Source organism: Planctomycetota bacterium (assembly GCA_035384565.1).
Taxonomy (GTDB): domain Bacteria; phylum Planctomycetota; class PUPC01; order DSUN01; family DSUN01; genus DAOOIT01.
Genome location: DAOOIT010000070.1, coordinates 1 through 26,727, shown reverse-complemented (window position 1 = coordinate 26,727; position 26,727 = coordinate 1). Strand labels below are relative to the sequence as shown.

At 68.9% G+C, this 26,727-nt stretch carries 19 protein-coding genes, 6 tRNA genes and 1 other RNA gene; 16 read left to right on the top strand and 10 right to left on the bottom strand.

The annotated features are described in order from the left end of the window. Positions 1 to 188: 188 nt before the first annotated feature. From PLE19_19910 to PLE19_19840, 15 genes are all read left to right on the top strand, one after another. Positions 189 to 264 (top strand) — tRNA-Gln (locus PLE19_19910). 22 nt (positions 265 to 286) lie between these two features. Beyond that, a tRNA-Glu gene (locus PLE19_19905) sits at positions 287 to 362 on the top strand. Between the two features lie 2 nt (positions 363 to 364). Beyond that, positions 365 to 441: transfer RNA gene (locus PLE19_19900), tRNA-Arg, on the top strand. 143 nt (positions 442 to 584) lie between these two features. Next, positions 585 to 1,073, top strand: a complete 489-nt coding sequence (gene tadA, locus PLE19_19895) for a tRNA adenosine(34) deaminase TadA (protein ID HPD17209.1) — start codon at positions 585 to 587, stop codon at positions 1,071 to 1,073. Positions 1,074 to 1,125: 52 nt separating this feature from the next. Then, positions 1,126 to 1,219: transfer RNA gene (locus tag PLE19_19890), tRNA-Ser, on the top strand. A 36-nt stretch (positions 1,220 to 1,255) separates the two neighbouring features. Continuing rightward, positions 1,256 to 1,347: transfer RNA gene (locus PLE19_19885), tRNA-Ser, on the top strand. A 38-nt stretch (positions 1,348 to 1,385) separates the two neighbouring features. After that, the gene (locus PLE19_19880; GenBank protein ID HPD17208.1) at positions 1,386 to 2,015 is read left to right on the top strand and encodes a peptidylprolyl isomerase; all 630 of its coding nucleotides are present in this window, start codon (positions 1,386 to 1,388) and stop codon (positions 2,013 to 2,015) included. Positions 2,016 to 2,022: 7 nt separating this feature from the next. Next, an RNA gene (ffs, locus tag PLE19_19875) (signal recognition particle sRNA large type) lies at positions 2,023 to 2,288 on the top strand. 55 nt (positions 2,289 to 2,343) lie between these two features. Then, a complete protein-coding gene (dnaX, locus tag PLE19_19870) occupies positions 2,344 to 3,744 on the top strand; it encodes a DNA polymerase III subunit gamma/tau (protein HPD17207.1) in 1,401 nt (466 codons plus the stop codon). Positions 3,745 to 3,747: 3 nt separating this feature from the next. After that, on the top strand, positions 3,748 to 4,083 hold the full coding sequence (locus tag PLE19_19865; protein HPD17206.1) for a YbaB/EbfC family nucleoid-associated protein: 336 nt from the start codon (positions 3,748 to 3,750) through the stop codon (positions 4,081 to 4,083). A gap of 15 nt (positions 4,084 to 4,098) precedes the next feature. Beyond that, entirely contained in the window at positions 4,099 to 4,707 is a 609-nt protein-coding gene (gene recR / locus PLE19_19860) for a recombination mediator RecR (protein ID HPD17205.1), read from the top strand. Between the two features lie 94 nt (positions 4,708 to 4,801). Beyond that, the gene (rpoN, locus tag PLE19_19855; protein HPD17204.1) at positions 4,802 to 6,244 is read left to right on the top strand and encodes an RNA polymerase factor sigma-54; all 1,443 of its coding nucleotides are present in this window, start codon (positions 4,802 to 4,804) and stop codon (positions 6,242 to 6,244) included. Between the two features lie 214 nt (positions 6,245 to 6,458). Further along, entirely contained in the window at positions 6,459 to 7,712 is a 1,254-nt protein-coding gene (locus PLE19_19850; GenBank protein ID HPD17203.1) for a Gfo/Idh/MocA family oxidoreductase, read from the top strand. Positions 7,713 to 7,724: 12 nt separating this feature from the next. Then, positions 7,725 to 9,902 (top strand): HEAT repeat domain-containing protein, encoded by a 2,178-nt coding sequence (locus PLE19_19845; GenBank protein ID HPD17202.1) that lies wholly within the window; start codon positions 7,725 to 7,727, stop codon positions 9,900 to 9,902. 188 nt (positions 9,903 to 10,090) lie between these two features. Next, positions 10,091 to 13,120, top strand: a complete 3,030-nt coding sequence (locus tag PLE19_19840) for a PEP-CTERM sorting domain-containing protein (protein HPD17201.1) — start codon at positions 10,091 to 10,093, stop codon at positions 13,118 to 13,120. 278 nt (positions 13,121 to 13,398) lie between these two features. Here PLE19_19840 and PLE19_19835 read toward each other — a convergent pair whose 3' ends face one another. From PLE19_19835 to PLE19_19815, 5 genes are all read right to left on the bottom strand, one after another. After that, positions 13,399 to 15,063 (bottom strand): hypothetical protein, encoded by a 1,665-nt coding sequence (locus PLE19_19835; protein ID HPD17200.1) that lies wholly within the window; start codon positions 15,061 to 15,063, stop codon positions 13,399 to 13,401. Continuing rightward, positions 15,060 to 15,593, bottom strand: coding sequence for a hypothetical protein (locus PLE19_19830; GenBank protein HPD17199.1), 534 nt, complete (start codon positions 15,591 to 15,593; stop codon positions 15,060 to 15,062). Before PLE19_19830 ends, PLE19_19835 begins: the two co-directional genes overlap by 4 nt. A gap of 505 nt (positions 15,594 to 16,098) precedes the next feature. After that, positions 16,099 to 16,719: a sigma-70 family RNA polymerase sigma factor gene (locus tag PLE19_19825; protein HPD17198.1), complete on the bottom strand. Its 621-nt coding sequence runs from the start codon at positions 16,717 to 16,719 to the stop codon at positions 16,099 to 16,101. An 830-nt stretch (positions 16,720 to 17,549) separates the two neighbouring features. Next, positions 17,550 to 17,625, bottom strand: a tRNA-Ala gene (locus PLE19_19820). A 48-nt stretch (positions 17,626 to 17,673) separates the two neighbouring features. Then, positions 17,674 to 18,672, bottom strand: a complete 999-nt coding sequence (locus tag PLE19_19815; GenBank protein HPD17197.1) for a zinc-dependent alcohol dehydrogenase family protein — start codon at positions 18,670 to 18,672, stop codon at positions 17,674 to 17,676. 114 nt (positions 18,673 to 18,786) lie between these two features. Between PLE19_19815 and PLE19_19810 the strand changes: the two genes are divergently transcribed. Further along, positions 18,787 to 21,312: a vWA domain-containing protein gene (locus tag PLE19_19810; GenBank protein ID HPD17196.1), complete on the top strand. Its 2,526-nt coding sequence runs from the start codon at positions 18,787 to 18,789 to the stop codon at positions 21,310 to 21,312. Here the strand turns inward: PLE19_19810 and PLE19_19805 are convergent. The 5 genes from PLE19_19805 to PLE19_19785 all read right to left on the bottom strand — a co-directional run bounded on the left by PLE19_19805 (position 21,279) and on the right by PLE19_19785 (position 26,691). Beyond that, the gene (locus PLE19_19805; protein HPD17195.1) at positions 21,279 to 21,986 is read right to left on the bottom strand and encodes an endonuclease III; all 708 of its coding nucleotides are present in this window, start codon (positions 21,984 to 21,986) and stop codon (positions 21,279 to 21,281) included. The genes PLE19_19810 and PLE19_19805 overlap by 34 nt on opposite strands. A 476-nt stretch (positions 21,987 to 22,462) precedes the next feature. Beyond that, positions 22,463 to 23,995 carry a YifB family Mg chelatase-like AAA ATPase gene (locus PLE19_19800; protein HPD17194.1) on the bottom strand — a complete coding sequence of 511 codons (1,533 nt, stop codon included), beginning with the start codon at positions 23,993 to 23,995 and terminating at the stop codon, positions 22,463 to 22,465. A 96-nt stretch (positions 23,996 to 24,091) separates the two neighbouring features. Next, on the bottom strand, positions 24,092 to 24,517 hold the full coding sequence (locus PLE19_19795) for a helix-turn-helix transcriptional regulator (GenBank protein ID HPD17193.1): 426 nt from the start codon (positions 24,515 to 24,517) through the stop codon (positions 24,092 to 24,094). Between the two features lie 247 nt (positions 24,518 to 24,764). Beyond that, the gene (locus PLE19_19790) at positions 24,765 to 26,441 is read right to left on the bottom strand and encodes a right-handed parallel beta-helix repeat-containing protein (protein HPD17192.1); all 1,677 of its coding nucleotides are present in this window, start codon (positions 26,439 to 26,441) and stop codon (positions 24,765 to 24,767) included. Between the two features lie 25 nt (positions 26,442 to 26,466). Next, positions 26,467 to 26,691, bottom strand: a complete 225-nt coding sequence (locus PLE19_19785; protein HPD17191.1) for a type II toxin-antitoxin system HicA family toxin — start codon at positions 26,689 to 26,691, stop codon at positions 26,467 to 26,469. Positions 26,692 to 26,727 lie beyond the last annotated feature (36 nt).

The window sequence follows — 26,727 nt, the reverse complement described above, 5'->3', positions numbered from 1 at the left end:
TATCTCGCCCCTTCAGGGCTGGACCCGTGGACCCCGCTGAACCCAGGGCGTTGCCCTGGGCTATCCCATGCGAGCCCTTCAGGCTCCAGAGACAATCACCCTGCCTACAATTCCGGCCCACACCCCACCCGCCGAATCCAGCTTGCATTTTGCGCTGCGGTTGGTATAATGATGAACGGTAACGCCGTTGGGGGATGGTGTAACTGGTAACACGCCTGACTCTGGATCAGGAAAGCGGAGGTTCGAGTCCTCCTCCCCCAGCCAGTTTTGCTCGTGCAGTACGCAGGCCCCCATCGTCCAGTGGCCTAGGATACCAGGTTCTCAGCCTGGGGACCGGGGTTCGAATCCCCGTGGGGGTGCCAAGGCGCCCATAGCTCAATTGGACAGAGTCGCGGCCTACGAAGCCGAAGGTTGGAGGTTCGAGTCCTCCTGGGCGCGCCACCGAGGCGGGGCGCCCCGCGGCGCGCCCGCGGACCCGTGGAGAAGCGCTTGCCGGCACGCGCCGCGCGGGGCTTCTCTTTTCATGAGGGGCGCGAGCGATCGGCGAGTTGGCACGCGGGGCGTGGGCGAGCGACGACGCGCTGATGCGTCTGGCCCTGGCGGAGGCCCAGGCGGCGTTGCGGCACGAGGATGTGCCGGTGGGCGCGGTGGCCGTCTTCGAGGGCCAGGTGGTCGGCCGTGCCCACAACCAGCGCGAGCTGCTGCGGGACCCCACGGCCCACGCCGAGATCCTGGCGCTCACCCAGGCGGCCGAGGCGCTGGGGCGGTGGCGGCTCACGGGCGTGACGATCTACGTGACCCTCGAGCCGTGTGTGATGTGCGCGGGGGCCATGGTGCTGGCCAGGCTTGATCGCGTGGTCTACGGCGCCCGGGACCCGAAGGCGGGCGCCGTCGAGTCGCTCTACCGGATCCTCGACGATGAGCGGCTGAATCATCGCCCCCCTCACCTCGGGGGGGTCCTGGGCGACGAGTGCGGCGCGTTGCTTCGGGAGTTCTTTCGCAAGCGAAGAGCTGGCTGCGGTACCCAAGGCCCCGTCGGGGAAGGCCCAGGCTCGATCTGGGCTGAGGACTGAGCCGAGGCGCGCCCGGTTGCGCCCGTCGGGAGCGCGAGGACCGCATCAGACTGGAGAGGTGCCAGAGCGGCCGAATGGGCCGGTTTCGAAAACCGGTGGAGGTGTTATCACATCTCCCGGGGGTTCGAATCCCCCCCTCTCCGCCAAGGCCATTTGAGACTTCGGGACCCGCGCGGCGGTCTGGAGAGGTGTCCGAGTGGCTTAAGGAGCACGCTTGGAAAGCGTGTGGTCTCCGTAAGGGGGCTCGGGGGTTCGAATCCCCCCCTCTCCGCCAGAGAGTGTTTGCCGCATCCGCGAGAGGATAACCGGGGAATGCGAATCATGAGACGCCTGCTTGCCCTTGCCTCCGCCATTCTGGGGCTTTCTGCCATGTCCGGCTGGGCCGGCGCCCTGCCGTGGGGCCTGCCTGGCCCAACGAAGAAGCCCCATCCCGCCACGGAGCGGCTCCGCGAGTATACGGCCACGCTGCGCACCAACATGGGCGACATCACGCTCGACCTGTCTCCCGACGCGGCGCCGAACGCGGTGCGGACCTTTGTGAAGCTGGCCGAGCGCGGCGCGTACGACGGGGCGCGCGTGACGTGCGCCTTCAAGGATCGGATGATTCTGATCGGGCCGCCGGGCGCGAAGGATGCGGCCGAACCCCTGGCCTACGAGGCCGCGCCCAGCTCGGCCATCGCGGGCGCCGTGCTGATGGACCGCGGGGCCGACGGCCGCACTCTGCCCGGCCGCCTGATGATCCTGCTGAGCGACCAGGACCACCTCGAGGGCGACTATACCGTGTTCGCCCACGTCGAGGGGGGCCTGGACGTTGCGAAGCGCCTCGGCGCCGCCGCCACGCGCTCCGCCGACGGCGCTCCCGTGCCCATCGAGGACCTGCTCATCGAGCAGGTGCTCATCAACAGGAAACCATCGCCTGGCGCGAAGGAGACGAAGAACTGAAATATGGCCGTGCTAGACGGGGAACTAGCGGTGCCCTGTAACCCGGAATCCGCTATACCGGGGTCGAAAGCTCTCCTGAGGCTCTCGCCTCTGGCCGACACGGCGCGGTAAGTGGTGCTGAAGGCTGGGTCCCATGCAATGGGTGGATGTGAACCAGGTCAGGTCCGAGAGGAAGCAGCCTTAAGCATTACGTCCCATGTGCCGTGGGGTTGCCTGGCTGGAGCCAACTGCCGCGTTCGGCGGCCAGGGACAGTGTCGAGGGAGAGTGCACGGCCAGCCTACTCCCCGCTCGCCAGCGGCGGGCGGCAACGATAGAGGGCGACGGCTCGTGGATTATCTGGTCCTGGCGCGCAAGTACCGGCCCCAGACGTTCGACGACGTGGTCGGGCAGGAGGGGGTGACCACCACGCTGCGCAACGCAATCGCCGCGGGCCGCGTGGCGCACGCCTACCTGTTCAGCGGCCCCCGCGGCGTGGGCAAGACCACCACGGCCCGCCTCCTCGCCAAGGCCCTCAACTGCGAGAAGGGCCCCACCCCCGACCCCTGCAACGCCTGCACCTTCTGCACCAGCATCACCCGTGGCGACGACATGGACGTCATCGAGGTGGACGCCGCGTCGAACACCAGCGTGGACGACGTGCGCGTGCTCCGCGACAACGTGCGTTTCGCCCCGGCCCGCGCGCGCCACAAGATCTACATCATTGACGAAGTGCACATGCTGAGCCGCTCGGCCTTCAACGCCTTCCTCAAGACGCTCGAAGAGCCGCCGCCCCACGTGAAGTTCATCTTCTGCACCACCGAGCCGCACCGGCTGCCCGAGACCATCCACTCGCGTTGCCAACGATTCGACTTCCGCCGCATCTCCACCGCCGACATCGTCCGCCGCCTCCAGCAGATCGCCAAGACCGAGAACGCCAAGGCCGACCCCGAGGCCATCCACCTCATCGCCCGCAGCACCAAGGGCGGCATGCGCGATGCCGAAACGCTGCTCGACCAGCTCCTCTCCTACAGCGGCGGCAAGGCGACCGCCCAGGAGGTCGAGGACGCACTCGGCGCCCTGCCCCGCCGCGACATCTTCAAGCTTCTCGACCACCTCGCCGACCATCGGGCCGACCAGGCCCTCCTCATCGTCCATCGCGCCATCCAGGACGGCAAGGACACCGAGAACCTGCTCCACCAGCTCATTGACCACACTCGCTCGCTCCTTCTTCTGGCCGTGTGCGGGCCCGACGCCGCCCTGGTGGATGAGATTCCGGAGGATCTCAAGGAGCTGGACCGCCAGCGCCAGCGCTTCACGGTGGACGGGCTGCTCTACATGAGCCAGGTGCTCTGGGACACGCTCCGCCGGGTGAAGGAGAGCTCCCAGAGCCGCCTGCCGATCGAACTGGCCCTCGTCAAGCTGGCGCAGGGCGACGGCCTTGTGCCCCTCGCGGAGCTTCTCGAACGCCTCCAGGCCCTCGAGACGCGGCTGGGCGCCTCGTCCGCCCCGCCGCAGGCTCCCGCGGGGCATCCGCCCGCCCCACGGCCGGCGCCGCCGCCCGCGGCGGACGAAAAAAAAAAGCCTTCGCCCCCCGCCCCCATGACCGCGCCGGCGGCCACTGAGGCGGAGAGCGACCCCGAGCGGCTGGCGGAGGAGCACAGCAGACTTCAGGAGGAGGCGGCGGCCAACCCCGTGATCGGCAAGGCGCTGCACATCCTCCAGGGCATCGTCATCAATCGGGAGAAGTGAACGATGGCACGCGGATTCGGCGGTGGCGGCGGCGGGATGGGGGACCTGGTGCGGCAGGCGCAGAAGATGCAGCAACGTCTCTCGGAGGTCCAGCAGGGCCTCAAGGACCGCATCGTCGAGGGCACCGCCGGCGGAAACATGGTCCGCGTCCTCGTCAACGGCAAGCAAGAGATCGTGGCCGTGAAGATCGACCCGGCCGTGGTGGACCCGAAGGATGTGGCGATGCTGGAGGACCTGATCCTTGCCGCCGCCAGGGCCGGCCTGAAGAAAGCCCACGACCTCGCGCAGGACGAGATGAGCAAGGTCACCGGCGGCATACCGCTCCCGGGCATGTTCTAGGCCGCGAGGCAGCCGATGGCGAGCGTCTACACCGAATCTCTCTCGCGCCTGATGGCGGAACTGGGCAAGCTGCCGGGCATCGGCGCCCGGTCGGCGGAGCGCCTCGCCCTGCACCTCCTCAAGGTTCCCCAGGAGGAGGCCGAGGCCTTGGCCCAGGCCATCCGCGACGTCAAGCGCAACACCCGCCATTGCTCCCAGTGCTGCAACGTCACCGAACGCGACCCGTGCGCCATCTGCTCCGACCCGCGCCGCGACACCACCGTGCTGTGCGTCGTCGAGCAACCCCGGGACCTGCTGGCCATCGAGAAGACCGGCGGCTACCGCGGCGTTTACCATGTCCTCATGGGGCGCATCGCCCCGCTCGAGGGCGTGCACCCGGAGGACCTGACGGTGGACCACCTGGTGCGACGCATCAAGGCCACAGGGGTGAAGGAGGTCATCCTGTACACGAACCCGGACCTCGAGGGCGACGTGACCGCGCAGCATCTCGCGCGGCTGTTGCAGCCCCTGAACGTCCGAATCACGCTGCCGGCCCGCGGCATCCCCACCGGCAGCCAGATCGAGTACGCGACCGAGTCGATCCTCCGGGATGCGCTGGAGGGCCGGCGCGAGATTCACGGCTAGACAACGCACGCCTTTGCGCGTATAGTATCGGTGGACCTGGGCTTCGGGGCTAGGGAGCCGGGCGCCCCAGAGAGGCGCCCAGAGGACGTTCGATATGCAGATGCGGATGGAAGCGCTGCTGCAACAGAGGCCCGAGCTTCGCATGAAGCTCGCCCCGCAGATCATCCAGTCCATCGAAATCCTCCAACTCCCCGCCCTCGAGCTCCAGCAGCGCCTCAAGCAGGAACTCCTCGAAAACCCCGTCCTCGAGATGGCCGACACCCCCGCTATCGAGGAGCAACAGGAGCAGGACCGCGACGCCGAGGCCGAACCCCAGGAAGAACGCACCCACAGCGACCAGGAGTTCGAGAAGCTCCGCCAGATCGAGGATGTCGTCCGCGAGTACGGCTCACAGACCTATCGCCGCGCGCCCGATCCCACGGAGACCGACCGCAAGTACGAGGCGATGCAGAACACGGCCGCGCGCCCCATCTCGCTCCAGGACTATCTCTTCGATCAGTACAGCCTGCTGGACACCCCCGACGACCTGCGCGACATCGCCGAGAACATCATCTACAACATTGACGACGACGGCTATCTCCAGTACTCCCTCGAGGAGATTCTGGAGTCGATGGACAGCCTGGCCACTCTCGACCAGGCCCAGCGCGCGCTCGAGATCATCCAATCCCTCGACCCGCCGGGCGTGGGCGCCCGCGACCTCAAAGAGTGCCTCTTCCTCCAGATGCGCCACGACCACGAGCACACCCTCGCCCGCCGCATCATCGCCAACCACCTCGAAGACCTGTGGATGAACCGCATCCCCAAGATCGCCAAGGAAACCGGCGCCTCGCTCGAGGAGGTCCGCGAAGCCATCGAGTTCATCAGCCACCTCAACCCCAAGCCCGGCATGGCCTTCGCCGCCGAGTCCTCCGCCTACGTGATCCCCGACATCGTGGTCGAGTACGTGGACGGCCATTACGAGGTCCGCCTCGAGGACGACCGCATCCCGCGCATCTACATCAACTCGGCCTACTCGCGCCTCCTGCGCGACGCCGGCACCTCGGACACCGCCAAGGACTACATCCGCAAGAAGATTCAGGCCGCCCGATGGCTCATCGAGTCCATCGAGCAGCGGCGCAACACTCTCCAGAAGATCGCGCGCGCCATCGTAGACGTCCAGCAGCCCTTCCTCGCCAAGGGCATCGCGCACCTGGTGCCGCTGAAGATGCAGGCCATCGCCGCCGCCACCGGCGTCCACGTCTCCACCGTCTGCCGCGCCATCGCCGACAAGTACATGCAAACGCCCTCGGGCATCTTCCCGCTCCGCTTCTTCTTCACCGGCGGCACCCGCACCACCGACGGACGCGTCCGCTCGCGCAAGAGCGTCAAGCACATCGTCAAGCAGGTGCTCGAGACCGAGGACAAGCGCAATCCCCTCTCGGACGATGAGATCGCCGCCAAGCTCCAGGCTCAGGGCCTCGACATCGCCCGCCGCACCGTCACCAAGTACCGCAAGGCCCTGGGCGTCCCCTCCTCGCGCCAACGTCGGGTCTACTGATCCCACTCACCCCCTGCCTTGCCTGAGGCCAGCGGACCCCGCCCCTCGGCCTTCCGTGAAGCTGAAGGCGAGGGCGCGCCGAAATGGCGCCTTTCGTCACATCCCTCAGAATCCGTTTGACTTCCCGCCCCCGACGGCGCATAATCCAGCGGTCGCCCGAAGGTGTTCCGGGCAAGTGACGCCGTACGTGCAAGGGGGGCAGGAGGAGCCAGACATGCGCACGAGACACGCCATCAGCCGCCGCGGCTTTCTCAAGGTGGGCGCCGCCGCGGCCGTGGTTGCGCCGTATGTCGCGCCCGCCACGGCGCTCGGCCAGGGCGGCCGCCCCGCGCCCAGCGACCGCATCACCATGGGCTTCATCGGCCTCGGAGGCATGGGCTCGGGCGACATGGGCGGCCTCCTCGGCTTCCCGGAGGTCCAGGGCGTCGCTGTGTGCGACGTGGACTACTCGGCGCGCTCGCGCGCCAAGCAGGGCGTCGAGGGGCGCTACGCCCAGCAAAAGGCCAGCGGCGTCTACAAGGGCTGCGACGACTACGGCGACTTCCGCGAGGTGGTGACCCGCCCCGACATTGACGCCATCTCCTGCGGCACCCCCGACCACTGGCACGCCCTGATCACCGTGACCGCGATGAAGAATGGCAAGGACGTCTTCTGCCAGAAGCCCGAGACCCTCACGATCCGCGAGGGCCGGATCATGGTGGAGACGGCCCGCCGCTACGGCCGCGTCTTCTCGGGCGGCAGCCAGCGGGTCTGGGAGGACTACAACTGGTACCACCGCGTCATGTGGGGCGGCGTGGCGGGGAAGCTCCAGGAGGTCTTCATCAACATCGGCGGCCCCTCCGGCGAGATGCTGCTGCCCGCCGAGCCCGTGCCCGAAGGCCTCGATTGGGACATGTGGCTCGGCCCCGCCCCCTGGCGCCCCTACAACAAGGGCTACCACCCGTTCAACTGGCGCGGCTGCCGCGACTTCTCGGGCGGAGGGATGACCGACTGGGGCGCCCACCACGTCGGCGGCGGGCTCTTCGCCGCCCAACTCCACGACAAGCCCGTGCCCGTCGAGGTCCACCCCCCCGACGGCAAGGAGTTCAAGCACCTCACCTACATCTATGCCGACGGCGTGCGGCTGTACCTCGGCGGCGCGTGGGACGGCCCCCTCGGCTTCAAGGGCGACCTGGGCGAGGTCCCCGAGCGCGGCAAGCCGCGCATCGCCCCGCCGCCCACCTACATCCAGGGCTACAAAGGCCGCGGCGGCATCCTCGGCGACTTCATCCATTGCGTCAAGACCCGCGAGCGCCCCTTCCGCGATATCGAGCTCGCACACCGCACCATGGTCACCTGCCACCTCGCCAACATCGCCTTCTGGTCCGGGCGAAGCTTCAAGTTCGACCCCGTCAAGGAGGAAATCGTCGGCGACCCCGAGCTCAACCGCTGGGTGGACCGTCCATACCGCGCGCCCTGGACCCTCTAGGAGACCCCACACATGAGACGCCACTGCATCGCCATCCTTGCCCTCACGATCGCGGTGTGGGCCGCACCTCTGGGCGCCGGAGAACCCGACCCGGCGGAACTCACCAAGGAGTTCACCGGCGAGAAGCCCGCGTCCGAACGAACGCCTGAACAACTGGATGCGGCCTATGCCAAGGTCCTCGATGCCTTGATGCCCGACATGGGAAACGAGGACCCCAACAAGCGCGGCGGCCCCACGAGGACTCTCGAGCGCATCGCCTTCCAGGCCAGCCGTCCCGGCGCCGAGGCCGACCGCGCGGCCTGCGCCAAGGCCATCGCGGCCCGGCTCGGGCCGGACGTGCCGCCCCTCGCGCGCACGTGGCTCATCCGCATGCTCGAACGCATCGGGCGCGCCGAGGCCGTCGCCGCACTGGGAGCCGCGCTGGGCGACAAGGACGAGAACGTCCGCGAATCCGCCCGCCGCGCCCTCCAGAAGAACTCGGCCAAGGAGGCCACGCTGGCCCTCATCAAAGCCGTTGCGACCGCCGACACGCCGGCCTGGCGCGCGGCCCTCCTGAATGCCATCGCCGAGCGCCGCGACGCCGCGGCACTCGACACCCTGGTCAAGGAGGCGGCGTCGGACAATGACGACGTCCGCACCGCGGCCGTCCGCGGCCTGGGCAAGCTGGGCGACAAAGCGGGCGCCGCGCCGATTGCCGCTGCCCTGGCCAAGGGCTCCCCCGCGGCAAAGCAGGCCGCCGTGGATGCCTACCTGATGCTCGCCGATGCCCTCACCGCCGCCGGCGACAAGGCGCTGGCGCTCGGCATCTACAAGAAGCTGCTCGCTGCCGATTCCCCGCCGTTCGCACGCTGCGGCGCCATCGTGGGCATCGCCCGCGCCGGCGGCGTAGAGGAGTTGCCCACCATCCTCGGCTCCCTGGCCGAGCCGGCCGACGGGCTCCTGGGCGCTTCCGTCGAGGCCCTCTGCATGCTCGAGGGCGAGAAGGCCACCCCGGCCATCGCCGCACGCGTCCAGGGCGCCGCCCCCCTGGTGAAGCTGGCCCTTCTCCAGGCACTGGCCCGCCGCGCCGACAAGAGAGCCTTGCCCACCTTCGTCGCCGCTGTCGAGGACGCCGACCCGGCCGTCCGCGACCAGGCCGTCCGCGGCTTGGGCCTCCTCGGCGACACCAGCGTCGTGCCGCTCCTCCTCAAGGTCGCCGCCCAGGCCAGCGCGGCTCAGGCAACCGCGCGCCGCAGCCTCGAAGCCATTCGAGGCGACGGCATTGACAAGGCCCTCCTCGCCGCGCTGGAGGGCGATGACCTGAAGCTCCGCGCCGAGGCCATCCGCGCCCTCGCCACCCGCCGCTTCGCCGCCGCCACGCCGGCTCTCCTCAAGGCCGCCGAGGACCCCGACGGCGGCATTCGAGCGGAAGCGCTGAAGGCCCTTGGCGCCCTGGCGCCCACCGAGGCGATGAGCGCCGTGGCCGCCCTGCTCGTGAAGACCCAAGACGACGGCACCCGCAACGAGGCCAAGGAGGCGCTCGTCAACATCGCCCGGCGCGATCTGGATGCCGACAAGCGGTCCGAGGCCGTGCTCAAGGCGTTGGAGACCGCCAGCGGCCCGGCAAGGCTCTCCCTGCTGACCGTGGCCGGCCGTATCGGAGGGGACAAGTCCCTCGCCGCCGTTCGCGCCGCCCTGAAGGACCAGGATGAGAAGGTCAAGGACGCAGCCATCCGCGCCCTCGCCGAATGGCCCGACGCGGCGGCCGCCCCCGACCTCCTGGAGATCGCCAGGACCGCGGCCACCGAGACCCACCAGGTTCTCGCCATCCGAGGCTACATCCGCGTCTGCCGCCTCCAGAGCAACCGCCCGGCGGCGGAGACGGCGAAGATGCTCATCGTGGGGCTGGAGACGGCCAAGCGGCCCGACGAGAAGCGTCAGGCCATCAGCGGCCTGGCCGAGGCCCGCGACCTCGCCGCCCTTCAGGCCGTCGTGCCGTGCCTCGAGGTCGAGGCGCTCAAGGAGGAGGCCGCCCACGCCGCCGTGCGCATCGGCCGCGACATCTGGAACCACCCCGCCAACGCCGAGGCGGTCAAGGCCGCTATGCAGAAGGTCCTCGAAGTCACCAAGAACGACGGACTGAGAAAGCAGGCCCAGGAAACGCTCGACCGCGCCCAGCAGAAACTCAGGGAGGCCAAACCCGCGAAGTAGCGGCCCCTCGCTGTCCGGAGCGAGAGGTGTTGACAATCTGAGGTGCCGGGGCTATGCTGCCACTTCGGTGAGGGCCAGATAGGACCCTTGGCGGGGCCACCACTCGAATGCTCTTGCGCCATTGCCGGTGTAGGCAGTTCGGGGAACGTGCCTCAAGGGGACGACACCAGGGCAGGTGGCGCTACGCCATGGCCGCGGTCGTCTGGCTAGCCTGTTACGCCGCTCCCCACGCTCACGCAGGGCTGATGGAGGCGGCTTGGGTCCCGCGCCAGTTGACCTTCACGCCCGACTGGAGCGAGGGCGACCACGCGCACGCTCCCAACGGCGCGGAGATTGCCTTCACCTGGAGCAGCGGCGGCCAGTACCAGATCCACAAGGTGAACAGCCTCGGGATCGGCCCGCAACAGGTGCTCGCCTCCGACTCCATCAGCCCGGGCTACACCCGGGACGGGCGCCACATCCTCTATCCCAACCCCGCTCCGTCTAGCCTCCACGGATTCTGGCGCATGGACACCGATGGGGCGAACAAGATGCTGGCGACCCCGGTCCCCTTCGCCGTGCAGGTGGCGAACGAGTTGCCCGATGGCCGCCTCGTATTCCTGCGCTACATCTCGGTGCCCATGAGTGTGTGGATCGCCGATGCCGATGGGGGCAACCTGAGGCAGATCAGCTCCGGCGACGACAAGCAGCAGCCCCGCGTATCCCCCAATGGCCGGTATGTCGTCTACAACTCTCAGGACGAATGGGGCATCCCCTTCGACCTTTTCAAGTACGATCTGCTCACCGCCGTCGAGACGCAACTGACCTTCGAACCCGCGGCCCAGGGCTACCCGGCCTTCAGCCCCGACGGCCAGTGGATCGTCTATCAGTCCACGGAGGATGGGGGCCCCTGGTCCGACATCTGGATCATGAGCGCCAGTGATCCAACCCTCAGGCGCCAGTTGAACAACGACCCCTGGAACAGCCTGTATCCTCAGTTTCGTCCCGATGGGTCAGGAATCGTCTACAGCGTGGTGGTGGACCGTCGTCAGGCCGATTTCTGGGAGTTGCAGCGTGTGGAGCCGCCCTCAACATGGACGAGTTCCGCAAGCTCGGGCGGGACCACTGCGTGGCAGGCCCCTGCGAGCTGGAACTCAGGCGCCGGCCCCACACCCGAGTTGGGCATCACAGCCATCGTCCAGGCGCCCACGGCCGACCAGGTGGCAACCATCGCCAGCGGCGTCACGGGGCAGGCTCACAAGCTCTACATCGGCAGCAACGGCACGGTGCGCGTCAATGCCGGCGGCACGCTCCAGCTAGGGAGCGGCGGCATCTACCTGGACCCCACAGGCACGCTGGCCCTTGACCCGGGGGCGACACTCGATACCATGATGGCGGCAATGCTCGGCGGCACGGGCAACATCGTGGTCGGCGGCTCGCTCACCCTCGACCTCTCCATCGCCGCTGTGGACTTCCACGGCACTCTCCACGTAGCCAACGGGGATCCAGCCGCGGTCAGCAGCCTGACGATCCTCGCGCCGCCAGTGGGCGTTCTCGACCCTGCTCTCCAGGCCGGCCTGCTCGGCTACTGGCCCCTCAACGAGGGCGCAGGGGCCGCGGCGCTGGACCGCTCCGGCAACGCCAGGGATGGCGCCATCTCGGGCGCGGCCTGGGATAGCGACGTCGTCCGGGGAACGTCCCTGAGGTTCGACGGCATCAATGACTTCGTCGGGATCGGCGCCCTCGGGCTCAGCGGCAACGCGCCCCGCACGATCGCGGGATGGGTCAAGTCCAACGATGCGAACGGCGCCGATGGCGACTGGACGGGCATCTTCGGTTGGAGCCCAGTCGGTGCCGACGGCAACGGCCGTTACTTCGACATCGAGGTCTGCGGCGGCGCGGCCCCAAAGCCCTACTGCCTCCACCTCTACGGGCAGGAGGAGAACTTTGGCCCACTCACCAGCGACCCCAACTGGCACTTCTTCGCGGCCACTTACGACGGCACCGACGTGCGGCTTTATCTCGATGGCGACCCCAATCCCGTATCCGAGTTCCGCCCCGCCTGGCCCCTGGACCTTCGCGACGAGTTCGGGATGGGCGCGAGGCTCCAGGCCGGCCAGTATTTCAATGGCAACCTTGATGACGTGGCCGCGTGGAACCGCGCCCTGTCGGGCGTGGAACTCCGCAGCTTCAGCCTGGGCGGCCTCTCGGGCGGCCCCGCGCGCCTCGGCAACCTGAGGCTCGACCCCAACGCCCGGCTCACCCTCGAAGGGTCTGGCGTCGCCCTCTTCGACTCCATCGGCTCCGCCTCGGGGCTCGCCATCGCCGGCAGTCTCACGCTGGCGCCGACCGCAGGAGGCGCCGCCTCGGTCACGGGCACCAACACGGGCGTGATCCTCGATGCCGGCGTCAACACACCCAGCTTCGAGGTAACCGGCGGTGGCACGGTGGGCCTCGGCAGCCACGCCGCCCTCGTCATCGCCCCGGGAGGCAGGGTGAGCGTGCCCGCCGGCGTCATCCTGAACAGCGACCCCGGCGCCGGCAGCAGCGCCACGATTGACGCCAGCCAGGCGGCGTCGGTCTTCTTTGAGGGCGGCCTCGCCGTCACCAGCGGCACGCTGGACCTCCGCGTGCCGGCCGGCGCGGGCGGCCCCGTGCGCATGGGCAATCTCGCGATGCTCAGCGGCACCCGCCTCGATGCCATCTCGCAGCCCGTGGGCTTCAGCAGCGCGACCCTCGGCGACGGCGCTACACTGGCCGGCGACTTCGTGGTGGACAGGCGGCTCGCCGTCGCGGGCCGCGGCTCGGGCACAGCCGCGGTCAACGGCCACCTGCGCCTGGGGGATGGGCTGGTCTATGACTGGACGTTCGATCGCGCGGGCAGCGACGTCGTCGCCATTCTGGGCGACTTGCACTTCGCCGGCAGCTTCACCCTCAGCATCGCCGCCGGCGGGACGCGCTCGATCGCCCCCACCGACATGCTCCCCATCTTCCTCTACAGCGGCATCCTGGATGTGCCTGGCGGCGAGCTCCAATACGCCATCGAGATCGGAGCCCTCACCGACCCATTTCAGCCGCACCTATGGGATACCACGAACGCCGCGCTCTGGATCGGGCAGGGCGAGGCGGGCCAGGGCGTCTACCTCACCGGCCTGGTCGCCCTGGCGATCCCAGAACCTGCCACGCTGAGTCTGCTGGCAGTGGGCCTGGCCGCACTCGTGCGGCGCCGAAGTCGCTAGGAGCCTGTCCGAGAATCCGCGTGAGACTGCGACGCCGCCGGTTCGGGCCGCACGCAAGGAGCGAGGAGGAGGCGATGCAACGGAGCGCATCGCGGACGATGAGCGACACCGCGGGCGGCCTGAAGTCGCGGCGTCCCTTCGGGTTGCGGCGTCAGCGGGCCGGCTGCCACGTTGCGGCTCCTCAGCGATGCATTCCAGGGCATCGCCTGCGTCGCCGCGCCTCGCCTCCAGCCCGCTGACGCCGGCAACGCAGCCCACGGGGATTCTTGGACAGGCTCCTAGCCATCCCCCAGAGCCGCCAGCACATCCACGAGCTCGGGAGGCGGGTCCTGGGCGTCGTCGCCGCGCTCGCGGCCGATGACGTTGCCGTCGGCGTCCAGGTAGAAGGCCCAGCCCGGCCTCGCCCAGGCTTCCACCCGTGTGCCTTCGGGCGCGAGGTTCACCTGCGTGGTGACCCGCTCGTAGTCCATGCCCTGAGGCCGCAGAACCTTGTACCACAGCACAGCGGCCCGCGGCACCCCGGGGGCCTTGTACGGGGGGCACTGCCCGGCCACGTCGGCGGCCCGAACGCAGAACAGGGCGTAGTGAAGCCGGCCAGAACCGTCATTGAACTTCATCCTGCGAAGCGCGTTGTTGCAGCCCCAGAACACGAGGCGGTCGGTCTGCCCGATGCGCACGGCTCCGCTCAAGCCGCCCGGGTGCCACATCGCCCGGAGGAGCTTGCCGTCCTCGCTCAGGATGATGGCGCGGCCGGGCGCCCACTGCGAGCAGGTGGTGAGAATCACCTCGTCGCCACGCTCGGGCAGGACGTCCGATACAAGAAGGCCGGTGATCGCCATGTTCACCTGGACGTTGCTCTCGTAGGGGCACGGCCCGCCGGTCTGGAAGCGCCACAACTCTCTGCCGGCGTGGTCGAAAACCACCAGGTTGCCTGCGGCGGGACCCGTGTCCTGCATGCCGGCGATGACGCGGACCTGGCCGGCGCTGTCCCTGGCCATCTGGACAATGGAGACCCGGGAGCCGAACTCCCGCCGCCAGAGGGTGCGGTTGGCGCTGTCCACTGCCTGAATGCCGGTTTCTGCGACGATCTCGGCCCTGTGCAGCGGCCCCCTCCAGGGGACTGCGAGCCAGACGACCGCAAGCAGCGCGGCGGCCAGCGCCGCGCCGCCCCAGGTGCGGCGGCCCAGGAGGGTCCGCATCACGAGCCGCTGCCTGTACTTGCGCACGTTCTCCGCACCGAAGACCAACCGCAGAGCCGTGGGGAAGTCCCTGGCGAAGTAGAGCGTGAGAGGGGGAGGTCCTGCGGCGTCGGCAGCGTGTGCAGGGCGCCCGCTCGGCGCGACGTGTCGCTGTGCCAGTGGCACGGAGTCGCCCACCTCCGACACGGGAACCCCCAGCATCTCCGCGATGGCGACCCTGTCGTCTGCGGAGAGGAGCACTTTGGCCACGGGGCGGCACCCCAGACGCTCCAGTTCGGCGTTCTCCTCGAAGACCGCGGCGAGCTTCTCGCGGAGGTGGGCCGCAGGCTTCAGCAGCCCGCCCTTGTCGGGGTACGTGCTGGCCGTCCAGCCCGCCAGGCTCTGGCGGAAGCCGTGGCCTCGCAGTGCCGCATCGGCGCCGAGCGCGTAGAACGCCAGGAGCACCGCGGCCAGGTGCGACATCCCGTCGGGGAAATCGTCCACAAACTGGTTCACACCCCGGGGCGGGAAGAGGAACGAGGCCGTGTAGAAGCTCAGGTTCTGGTATTGAGGCAGGACTTCCGCGAGGATGCTCACGTTGGCCGGTGCGCAGGTCTGGTTCAGGACCTCGAGCGGCTTGCGAATGCTCTGATGGGGCGCGCCGTCGCCGCTCCCGACCAGCGACAGGCGCATGATAGGCACGGTGGCGCAGTGCGGCCGGTAGAAGAGCAGCGGCATGAGCAGGCTGTCATCGGCTTGCGTCACTGGGGGCCACCCGGCACAGCGAAAGGCTCGAGAGCCTGCCTGACATCCTGCGCCAGCCACTCCAGCCTCGCAATGCGGCGCTTCTCGCCGTTATTGAGGCGGCCTTGGCATAGGAGGAGGCGCAGGTAGAAACTCAGCGTCAGCGCATCCGCGCGCTCCACCACCTGCTCCGGCAGGCCGGCCAGGAACCGGCCAAGCCGGTTGCGCGAGGCGAGGTCGGCGATCAACGTCTGCAACCCCGTCTCATGCTCGCTCACGGGAAGGAGCTGGAAACTCCCCGACAAGAGGAACGGTATGGCAAACGCCTCGCACCGCAGTTCCGACACGGAACGTTCTGACTGTAACACGAGCACGGGCTGCCCGTCAAGGCGCCCACCCGGGGCCAGCAGTTCCACCACCGCCCCGCGCACTTCCGCCAGTGTTCCGAGCCACACGCCCTCGGCATCGGTCAGCGAGGCCCCCCTCTTCCACTTGGCCAGCGCTTCCTCCGAACCCGCAAGAATGATGAACAGAGAGTTGTCCCAAGCCACGCACCATATGCCCTCCAGAGTCGGGTCACAGGACCCGTTCAGTCTGTGGTAGGTGACCAGAGGGAGCTCCGCCGTGGACGCTTCTGGCCGAACGTTGGTGGAGGCGGCATAGGGCAACGCGGCGGGCGAGGAGGCGTCCGAGAGGACGGGGAGCAGTTGAGGCGGCATCCGGTGCCCGCCGGGGGTGCCCAGACGCTCGTCCCGAAGCACGCGCTCTCGTGCGCTCGAACACCGCTCGCACGACCTCCCGTGCTCGGCCCACCATGAGGCGTACAGATCGGGCGAATTCGACCAGCACAGAAGGATGCGCCAAGCCGGCCAGCACGATGCCTCCGCTCGCCCCGGCCCGGACCGCGGGCCTCGGAGCTCCCCCTCCGTCAGCCACCGCTCCAAACCGCCCAGCTCCCTCAGCAGTTCCTCAATGTCCATGCGCTCATCCACGGGCATGGGCCCCCTTGTCCCCCCTAGTTATGTCCCCCGTCGCCCCTGATTCGAACCACAATGCTCATGGGAGCTCGCTGACGGCGCTGCCTCGAAAGCCTTTGCGCGCAAGGCACGCCCGCAGCGCCCGGTGCAGGTGCGGCACCAGCTTCTGTCGCACGTACGACTCCGCGCACCCCAGAGCCTTGGCTGCGTCAACGTTGGTCAACCCCTGGACGTAGAGCAACAAGTACGTCTGCCGCTCGCGGTCTGTTCTCTCCTCCAGGCAGTCCCGCAGAGCCGCCAGCAGTTCCAGGCGCTGCACGGCCAGGTCTGGCGGCTGAGCACCGTCCGTCAACCCGGCGCATAAGTCTGCCGGGTCGTCAGGCCCTCCCACGCTCTGCGGGCGGAAATGCCGCTGTTTCAAGCAGTTGAGGCAGATTCCGTAGAGCCAGGCGGCGAAGCTCTTCGTGGGGTCGAACCTGGCGCTTCGCACGCTCCGCAGCACCTGATACCACGTCTCGTTGACAACCTCGTCGGGGTCGAGAAAGCCCCGGGAGCCGCTCGCGCGCCGCGCGACAACGTAGCGGAGAAACCCCGTGTACCGGCGCACCAGCCTGTCAAAAGCGCCCTGCCCCCCCGCCGAGGTCGCTCGCACCAGTTCCCAGGCCGAAGGCTCTGGGCAAAGGCTGTCGCGCTCCACCATTGGACACTCACTCGGTTAGCGGTGCACCGTGTGCCACAAGCACCGGCATCGCAACTGAAGCCATGCGCAACCAATGGAGGGTATTAGACATACTCCGCGTCGCCCCTGCAAGCCCCGCTGGGCGTGGGTGAAGGGTGCGGACCCGGTGGCCAGGTCCGCACCCTTGCGCGTCCTTGAGCCCAACGCGCCCCCCTCTTCCGACTCCTCGCCCGCGCGACGCGGCGCCCCCATCCCCATGCTGGCCCGAGTGCCTTCTATCATTAGTATGTGCGCAAGGGCAGCCATGTCGAACCAAATGACTCGCCACAACTCTGATTCGAACGGTGCGCAAGGCGGCTGGGGGGTACGCGACGCGTCCTTGCCCCGCGAAGAACGGCGGCGCGGGTCAGGGACATCCCGCCCACAGATGACGGCTCGATCGGGACTCGTGGCATGCTATCAAGATTCCTGGCTCATCAGGGTTTGGCGATCCTGACGCCGCAGCCGCTGGAGACGTGTGACGGGGGCTACGACGCCCGCGGGGTCTCCCTATAACCCTCTATATTGCAACGCCTTATGCTCTCCGGCCATCCCCCTTCCATGCTTGCTCATCCCGCAGATGAGCGAGCATGGCCGGAGCCGCGAGAATCGCCCATTCTCGCCCATCTGCCCATGCTGTATCACTCTCCCCCTCACAGGGGTGATACAGCATGGGCAGCCTGCGCCCGCCAGGCACTCGGCAGCGCCCTCCCCAGGAGCCCCCCCCTCGTCCCGGGCTCATCACATGCCTCCCCCAAGAACGCCAAAGGCCGAGTCTCAACCGCATGCTGCTGAGACTCGGCCTCTTGCTGTGGTGGAGGATAGGGGATTCGAACCCCTGACCTACAGACTGCCAGCCTGTCGCTCTCCCAACTGAGCTAATCCCCCAGTTGCCCGCATTATAGCAGCGCCCCTCGCGATTGTCAAACCGAATGCTCAGGGCACGAGCACCGCCGCACCTCTCACCTGCCGCAGCTTCAGGGCGAGGAGCGCCTTGTTCGCATCGGCGAGGGGGTACGTGCTTGTGTCGGTGCGGATGGGGATCTCGGCGGCGAGCTCCAGCAGCGCCTCGCCGTCCCGCCGCGTGCTGGCGGTGACGCTGCGGAGCGTTCGCTCGTAGTACAAGTCGGCCTCGTAGTCCAGCTCGGGGATGGCGGTCATCGTGATGCCCGCCAGCGCCAGGGTGCCGCCGCGGCGCAGCGCGCGCAGGCCCAACGGGATGATCCAGCCGGCGGGGGCGAAGATGATAGCGCTGTCGAGCTTCTCGGGAGGCACATCCTTCGCGTCACCCACCCATCGCGCGCCGAGCTCGCGCGCGTGGAGTCTGTGCTCCTCGCCGCGCGTAAACACATAGACCTCGCACCCCCAATGGCGCGCAATCTGGATGGCAATGTGCGCCGAGGCCCCGAACCCGTAGAGCCCGAGCCTGCCCCCAGGCCGTATGTCGCTGAGCGCGAGCGCTCGGTAGCCGATGATGCCGGCGCACATCAGCGGGGCCGCCTGCCCGGCCTCCAAGCCGTCGGGCACGGCATAGGCGAAGCTCTCGGGAGCCTTCGCCTGCCCCGCGTACCCGCCGTTCGCGTGCAGCCCGGTGAAGCGCGCCGAGGCGCACAGGTTCTCCTGGCCGGCCGCGCAGAACTGGCACCGCCCGCACGCCCAGTGAAGCCAGGCCAGCCCCACGCGTTGGCCGATTCGGAAGCGCTCGCACCCCTCCCCCAGCGCCTCGACGACACCGATGATCTCATGCCCCGGGATGATGGGCACCCAGTCCGTGCCCAGGTCCCCCTCGATGGTGTGCAGGTCCGTGTGGCACACGCCGCAGGCCAGCACGCGGACCAGGAGCTCGCCGCGCCCGGGACGGGGGGCGGGAAGCTCGACCAGGTGCAGCGGCGCCTCCTCCGCGGGGGCGCATTTCTCCAGCAGCATCGCTCGCATGTCGGGGTCCCTTCGCACAAAGCGGCCAGCAGCAATCCATTCAACCCTAGTCAGCCGCGGCCCGGCTGTCAAGTGGCTTGACTGCCCCATCCGCTGGCCCTATAATCCCCGGCAATGAACCGCTTGCACTTCGCATACCCGATGGTTCTTGGGCTGATTCCTCTGGCCGTGGCAGCGATGGCCCTCTGGCGTCGCCGCCTGGGCACCGTGTTCACCTGCGCCACGGTGCTGTGCCTTGTTACGGCCCTGGCCCGGCCGCAGTGGTCCACGGCCGTCTATCGCGTCGCGCGGCTGTATGCGCTCGACACCTCGGGCAGCGTGTTCCTCGACACGCCGAGGGCGCTCGACACCGTCCGTCGCAGCATGGGCGACTTGCGGCGCGGCGACGTGGTCGGCTTCCTCGCATTCGCGGCCTCGACGCTTGTCGTCGTGCCGCCGACCCCCCGGGCCCTCCTGCCGCCACGACTGTCTCTTCCGGCCAGCCTCCCACGGCACGACGCCACCGACATCGCTGCCGCCATCCGCGCGGCCTCCCAACAGCTCGCGGACCCGGCCTTCGACTCCCAGATCGTGCTCCTGACCGACGGCCAGGCGACCTCGGGCGACGCCCCCCTGGAGGCCGCCCTCGCGGCGGAACGTCGGGCGCGGGTCTTCGCGGTCCCCCTCGGCCCCAGCAACGTGCGCGACGCGCGTCTCTCGCTCCTGCGGGTCCCTACTCGCGTCCGTGTCGGCGAGCCCTTCTCCATCGAGGTCGAGGCTGTGGCCACGGCGCCGCTCGAGGCCACGCTGGCGCTCTCCCGTCAGGGCGCGCCGATGGGCCCGCCACGCCGCATCACCCTCGAGCCCGGGGTGCCGCGCAGGACGGTCGTGCAGGATCGCCTCGATGCCCCTGGCACGTGCATCTACACGGCCAGGCTCGCGGTGGTTGACCGCTGCGACGAGAACAACGCGGCCGAAGGCATTGTGCGGGCCGAGGGCGCCGTGCGCGTTCTCCATCTGGCGCCTGCCAACAACGCCGTTGCGCGCCTCCTGGCCGCGACGCCTGGGCTGGACCTCGCGCCTGTCGCTCCGGAGCGGCTTGACCAACTGCCCGTCCTCCTCACCGGCGCCGACTGCCTCGTGCTCGATGGCGTGGGGGCGGACCAGGTGCCCGCCCCGATCCAGGACGCCCTCCGCGACTGGGTCCGCGACACCGGCGCCGGCCTCGTGGCTCTGGGCGGCCCGTCCAGCTTCGGGCCGGGCGGCTACACGGGGACCGCCATCGAGCAGGCGCTGCCGGTCCTCTCCTCGCCCCCCCAGAGGATCGCGCTCCTGGTCGCTCTCGACGCCTCGGGCAGCATGGCCGATGCGGTGGCAGGCAGGCAGAAGATCGCATACGCCCGGGAGGCCGCCTTGCGTTGCCTGGGCCGCCTGGGCGACTCGGACCTCTTCGGCCTGCTCGCCTTCTCGCACGAGCCCGCGGTGATCGTGCCCCTGGGCCCCCCGCCTCGTGCAGACGCCCTCGCGCGCCTGCTGGACGGGGTGCGGCCGCACGGCCCCACCGAACTGCGGGCCGCGCTGGAGCGCTCGCTCGCCCTCCTCGCCCGAGTGCCGGCGCAGGTGCGCCACGTGATCCTGGCCTCCGACGGCGAGGTGACCGACGACCAGGCAGCCGGCATCCGCACCTCCGAGCTCAAGGGCCGTCTTGCGGCCGCGGGCGTGACCCTCTCCGCGCTGATGACCGGGCACGATGAAAAGGCGGCGGCCCTCCTGCGCGAACTCGCCGGAGCCAGCTTCCAGCTTATCGAGAATCCGGCGGATCTCCCCTCCGCCTTTCTCGATGAGTTGCGCAAGGCCGCCACGGGCCCCCTCATCCGCAAGGGAGCATTCCCCGTCCGCGCCGCGGCCGCGCTCGAGATAGCGAGCGGAGTTCCCCCCGGCATCCTCGCCGGCTACCTCCGCACCGTGGCCAAGCCGGCAGCCGCCGTGGAGTGGGCCGCGGCGGACCCCCCCGACCCGGTCCTGGCGCGCTGGCAGTTCGGCCTGGGCCGGGCCGTGGCCTTCACCTCCACGGTCGGCACCGACTGGGACGCCCCCCTGTGGGGCGCCGCCGGCCCCGCCCCGATGCTCCAACAGGCGGTGCGCTGGGCCGCGCGGCCCGCCCGCAGCCCTGGCTTCGAGGCCGACCTGGCCGAGCGCGGCGAGCAGATGGTCCTCACAGTGCGCGCGGAGCGCGAGGGCCGCTTTCTCAACGGTCTCGACCTCGTCGCGCGCATCTCGGGTCCGGCCATTCCAGCGCGGGACCTCTCACTTCCCCAAACGGCCCCGGGCGAGTACCAGGCGGCGTTCGACGCGCCGCTCCAGGGGGTGTACCGCGCCGCCATCATCGAGAAGGGAGCGGGCCACCGCCTCACCATAGACGCCGCCAGGAACTATGCACGGGAGTGGGAGACCTTCGGCCCCAATCACGCCTCGCTGGAGGCCATCGCGCGGGCCGGCCGCGGCGAACTGCTCCCCAGCCTCGACGCCCTGCGCACGATCGCCCCCCGCGAGGCCCTCGGGCGCCTGGAGATTGACTGGCTGTTCCTGGCCGCGGCGCTCGTGCTCTTCGTGGCCGACGTCGCCTTCTACGTCGCTCGTTCGCGCCGCGAGCGCCTCTGAGCCGCATAGTCGCACAGCGGGCGCAACGGGCACTCGGTGCACCGTGGCCCCGTGGGGCGGCACAGCGTGCGCCCCAGCGCGAGCAGGTTCAGGTGGAACGACAGCGCCTTGCCCGCCGGCACCAACGCCCTCATCAGGTGAAACGTCCTCTCGGCACTCGCCGTGCCCGGCACCAGACCCACCCGCCGTGCGATGCGATGCACGTGGGTGTCTACCGCGAAGCAGTCGCGCCCGCACGCGAACATCAGCATCACGGCGATCGTCTTCACGCCGATGCCTTCCAGCGGCAGGAGCATCTCGAAGACCGCCTCCGTGGGCATCTCGCCGACCGCCGCGAGGTCGAAAGCGCCGAATCGCTGGCGCACCCAGCCGAGCAGCTTGTGGATGCGCACACTCTTCTGGCGCGCGAGCCCGCCGCACCGGATCGCGCGCTCGATGCCCGCCGGCCCGGCCTCATATGCCTCTGCCCACGTCGGGAACCTCGCCTTGAGCGTCTCGAAGGCGCGACCCGAGTTCACATCGCTCGTGCTCTGCGACAGCACCGTGCGCACCAGGGCATCGAGCGGCGGCTCCGGGCCGTCCCACGCAGGCACCCCAAAGCGCCGCTCCAGCGCCTCCACGGCCCGCGCAGCCTTCGTCCCGAGACGGCGCAGTTCGCGGGCACTGCGTTTCATGCGAGGCTTCTCCTTCGCCTGCTCGTCACACTTCGGCCAGCTCGGCTGGGGACCCGGGCATAGACCTCTGAGGGCAACCTGGTTTGTAGCGCGGGCTTCGGCCTGAACGGCGGCTGAAAAGCGCGGCAGGTGGACGGGCGAAGTGCGCACCGCCCTGCCTATAAGTATCCCGTGTGACGACCGGTGTCAAGTTCTCCTACGCTTCCTTCGGGAAGCGCAGGCACACGGTGATCCCCCTCGATGTGTGCCCGGGCGAGGACATCCAGATCGAGCTGGGGCAGGAAATGGACAGGCTACACCCGCCAGCCAGTCGGCACAGCCCTCCCGAGAAGCTGCCACATCCGCGAGCGGCAGACATGCCCACACCCTTCACCGACCAGTCCGGGCAACATCGCCAGACCCGAAGAGCCACCGCCTCCACGCCTCCCAAGGCGAAGCCCCATTGAAGCACTTGCGCTATCGGGGAACTTTGGAACCTATCGCCAGTAGTGCCGCTCTGTGCTGCGGTACTGGATGGCCTCGGAGACGTGTTCCAGGCGGATGCGGTCCTCCCCCGCGAGGTCGGCGATGGTGCGGGCGACCTTGAGGATGCGGGTGTAGCTCCGCGCACTGAAGGCGTGCTGGGCCATCGCCTGCTCAAGAAGTGACTCCGTCTCCGCGTCTAGTTGGCAGTGCCTGTGGATGTGGCGGTTGGTCATTCGGGCGTTGGTTGAGATGTGGTCGCCGGCGAAGCGATGCCGCTGGCGCTCGCGGGCGGCGATGACCTGCTCCCGCATCTCGGCGCTGCTTGCCCCTGGGCGGCGGTCGCGGAGCTCGCGGTAGGCCACGCGCGGCACCTCAATGTGGATGTCAATGCGGTCAAGCAGCGGGCCGCTCACCCGCGACATGTAGCTGCGAATCTGCCCCACCGTGCAGCGGCACTCCCTCGCTGGATCGCCACGGTTCCCGCACGGGCACGGATTGAGGCTAGCCGTCACGAGGACCTCTGCGGGGAACTTGACGCTCATCAGGGCACGCGAGATGGTGATCGTGCCGTTCTCAATCGGCTGGCGCAGCGTCTCAAGGGTCGCTCGGTTGAACTCGGGCAGTTCGTCGAGGAACAGGACCCCTTTGTGTGCGAGGCTGACCTCGCCGGGCCTCGGATACGAGCCGCCGCCGACGAGCGCCGGCGTGCTCGCGGTGTGATGCGGGTCGCGGAAGGGGCGCGTGGCCACAAGCGCCTGCCCCGATGGCAACTCGCCAGCCACGCTGTGTATCTTCGTGACCTCGAGAGCCTCCTCAAGCGTCAGGGGCGGCAGGATGGTCGGCAGGCGTTTGGCCAGCATGGTCTTGCCGCTCCCCGGCGGGCCGATCATCAGGACGTTGTGGTGGCCCGCAGCCGCCACAGTCAGCGCCCGCTTCGCGTGCTCCTGGCCCTTCACGTCGGCGAAGTCCACGTCGTAGCGGGCCGTCTGGGCGAGGACGGAGGCGATGTCCACCGTCTTCGGCTCAAGGATCGCGCGGTCGGTGACGAGGCCCAGGGCGTCGTCCAGAGTGCGCACGGGGTAGACCTTGAGGCCGTCCACGACGGCAGCCTCGGCAGCATTGGCCTCGGGGACGACGAATCCGCCGACGCCGGCATCCCGGGCGCTGATGGCCATTGGCAGCACGCCCTTGACCGGGCGAACCGCACCATCAAGGGCCAGCTCACCAACCATTGCGACGTCGGCGAGGCGGTGAGCATCAATCTGCTCGTCGGCGGCGAGGAGGCCGACGGCGATGGGCAGGTCGTAGGCGGGGCCCTCCTTGCGGGTGTCGGCGGGGGCGAGGTTAATCGTGATGTGGCCGAGGGGCCAGCGGTACTGGCGGTTGGTGACGGCGGCCTGGACGCGCTCGGCGGATTCCTTGACCGCGGTGTCGGGGAGGCCGACGATGGCGAGGTAGCGCAGGCCGCGAGCGACGTTGCACTCTACCTCTATCGGGTAGGCTTCAATGCCCAGGACGCCGAGGGACTTGACCTTGGCGAGCATGGCGATTCCTTGCCTGGCTTGCGCGAACGCGGGGCAGAGACGCCCCGCCCACAATGATTGGGGCCGGGGGATGATACAGCGGATTCGCGGGGGCTGTCAAGGCGTGGGGAACCGCAAGCGCGGCGAGAGTCGCGCGCGTGAGGGGGCATAGGCCTTCTCAGGCCGGTGGGTCGCGATGGCGCCCTCAATCTCCTCAATGCTCAGCCGGCGGGGTCGGCTGCGCCCGTTCTCCCAGTTGCTGATGCACTGGAGGTGGACGCCGAGGGAGCGAGCTACGTCTTGTTGCCGGAGGCCGGCCTCGAGGCGCGCCTTCTTCAGGCGGCCGCCGAGGGTCGTGGTGTCCAGTTCGGGGAGTGTCGAGAGGGTCAAGCGCGTTTCGGCATTGGCGTCGAGGTCGGCCAGGACGAGCTCGATGGCCCGCCCCATGACGACCACCTCCCTGACAATGGCCCTGAGGAATTCACGCTTACCGGTGCTGTCGCCGGTGGTGCCGTGTTGGCCGCTCGGGGAGGAAGGCCGCATTCCAGCGCGCCACTTTGCGGACCTTGCCCTCGGTGATCTCCTCAAGCCCGTCCGCGCGGACGCTCATCCCGGTGCAGAAGGCTCTCCCGAGGTGCGTGTTCCCGCTGCATCGGCAGTATCGGAGTAGCGTGCCCGTGGGCTGAAAGCACTCGGTCCCGCAGAGCTACCCGTAAAGGGGGTTCGCTTCGAAAAGGGACAGAGCACCCGAGTTGGACGCCTCGTGCATCTGTTCCCCAGGGCGTCCGCTTCAACGCCGTTCGGGGCGTGGGCCGTAGTGCGGCAGGGGCGCGCCCAGTTCGTAGGCACCCAGGTCGGGAGCCTTGCCGGCGAAGCCATCGTTGATGTTGGGCAGCACGGCGCCAGCGTCCACCGCCTCGCTGCCCTCACGGAGCCGCAGGTCGTTGGCGTTGGGGTCGAACTGCGTTTTCGCGTCCGCAGGAGGCTTGAGGCCCGAGGCGAATGCCTTGTCGGGGGTGACCGCGATGGCGTGCCTGTACACGGGGCACTTCTCGCGGGCTTCCTGGATGCTGGCGTACTTGACGTTGTTCCACTTGAGAAAGGCTTTCCACTCGCCGCCGAAGCCGTCGTAGTCGAAATCGCAGTCCTTCATCGGCGCGGTGGTTTCGTAGGCGTAGTTGGCGCTGGTACCAAGGAAGAGGTTGTTCCGCATCACGAAGTTGGTCACCGCCTGCCCCGTCCAGAGCACGAGCGGCATACCCTCCTTGACGCTGGTGTTGTGGAAGAGGAGTCCGCCGGAGGGGGCGTTGTGCATCTTGAAGGTTTCGAGGCCCACGTTGTAGAGGGCATTTCGGAAGATGTAGACGGGGCCGCCGTGGATCGGCTGCACGCTGATGCCCTGGAAGACGTTGGTCAGGCGGTTCTCGAAGCAGCGGGTGTTGTGCTCGGAGTAGTCCATCTCGATGCCGTCGTCGGTGCACTCGGAGATTTCGTTGCGGTAGAAATCGATGGCGGCGCACGGGTAAGTGGAGAAGGTGTCAATGGCGTCGGCATAGCCGCTGATGCGGTTGTGGCAGACGACGTTGCCCTGCCCGCTGAGCTGGATGCCGCGAGCGTCCTCGATCCCCTTGGAGCGGGGCCAGGTGGAGGGTCCTTTCAGGGTGCAGTCGGCGATGTAGATGCGTTCGATTTGCGCGGCGTTGCCGCAGGCCACGAAGCCGTACTCGCAGTCGGTGATGAGGCAGCGTCGGACGGTGATGCGCGCGGAGGCGTTGAAGTTCAGCGCCCACTTCGCATTGCGGAAGGCGAGGCCCACGAGCATGATGTCGTGCGAGCCTGGGGCGGCGATGCAGTTGGCCTGGCCGCCGGCGTCGAAGACGGCCCCGTCCTCGCCCACGAGGGCGATGGGCTTGCCCGGCTCGCCGTCGGGCGGGCGGAAGGTGCCTTGGTAGACGCCCTTCTTGAGGGCCAGGATGTCGCCGGGCCTGGCCTTCTTGAAGGCGGCCTCCAGTTCGCCGGGCTTCACCTCGATGCGTTGGCCGCCCACGGGCAGTTTCGGCTCGGCCCACGTCTTCATCTTCAGCAACTGCTCGGCGTCGCCGCCGTCGGGGTCCTTCAGCGAGAGCTTCACCTCGTACTCGGTGTTCTCGTCCAGGCCGAAGATGGAGCCTGCGAAGAGGAACTGGCCGGCGGGCGGCTGGACGGCTTTGCGCATGCCGGCGGGGTTCACGCGGAAGAGGTCGAGGGCCTTCTTCCATTCCGTGTCGCCGACCTTGCGGAAAGCCACCTCGACCTTCGCGTTGCGGTTGTCGTCGCCGGCGACGAGCCACCGGACGCCGAGGCACTTGAGCGTGGGAAGTTCCTCCGTGAGCTTCACGGGCTTCGAGGCGTTCTCGGCTGCGGCGACGCCGGCCGCTGCCAGCACGAGGACCCAGAGGCGGCACGAGAAGGCGGCGTGAGAGGGCATCAGAGGCTCCAGACAAGGTAGGGTGTCAGGCCTTGAGGAAATCCGCGACATCAATGCCCGCCTCGCGGAGGACGGCGCGGAGCGTCCCCTCGCACATGGGTCTGGCATGATGGGGTAGCGTGACCCGTTTGCCCGTTCCCGTGTGGCGCCACACCTCGTGGCTGCCGGGGCCGGGCCGGTCGTAGGCGAAACCGAGAGCACGGAGGCGTCGTGCGACTTCGTGATAGCGGAACCCCGAGAGTCGCCCCATCAGCGAATCCCCACGGGCACGAGCAACTCGGAGAGC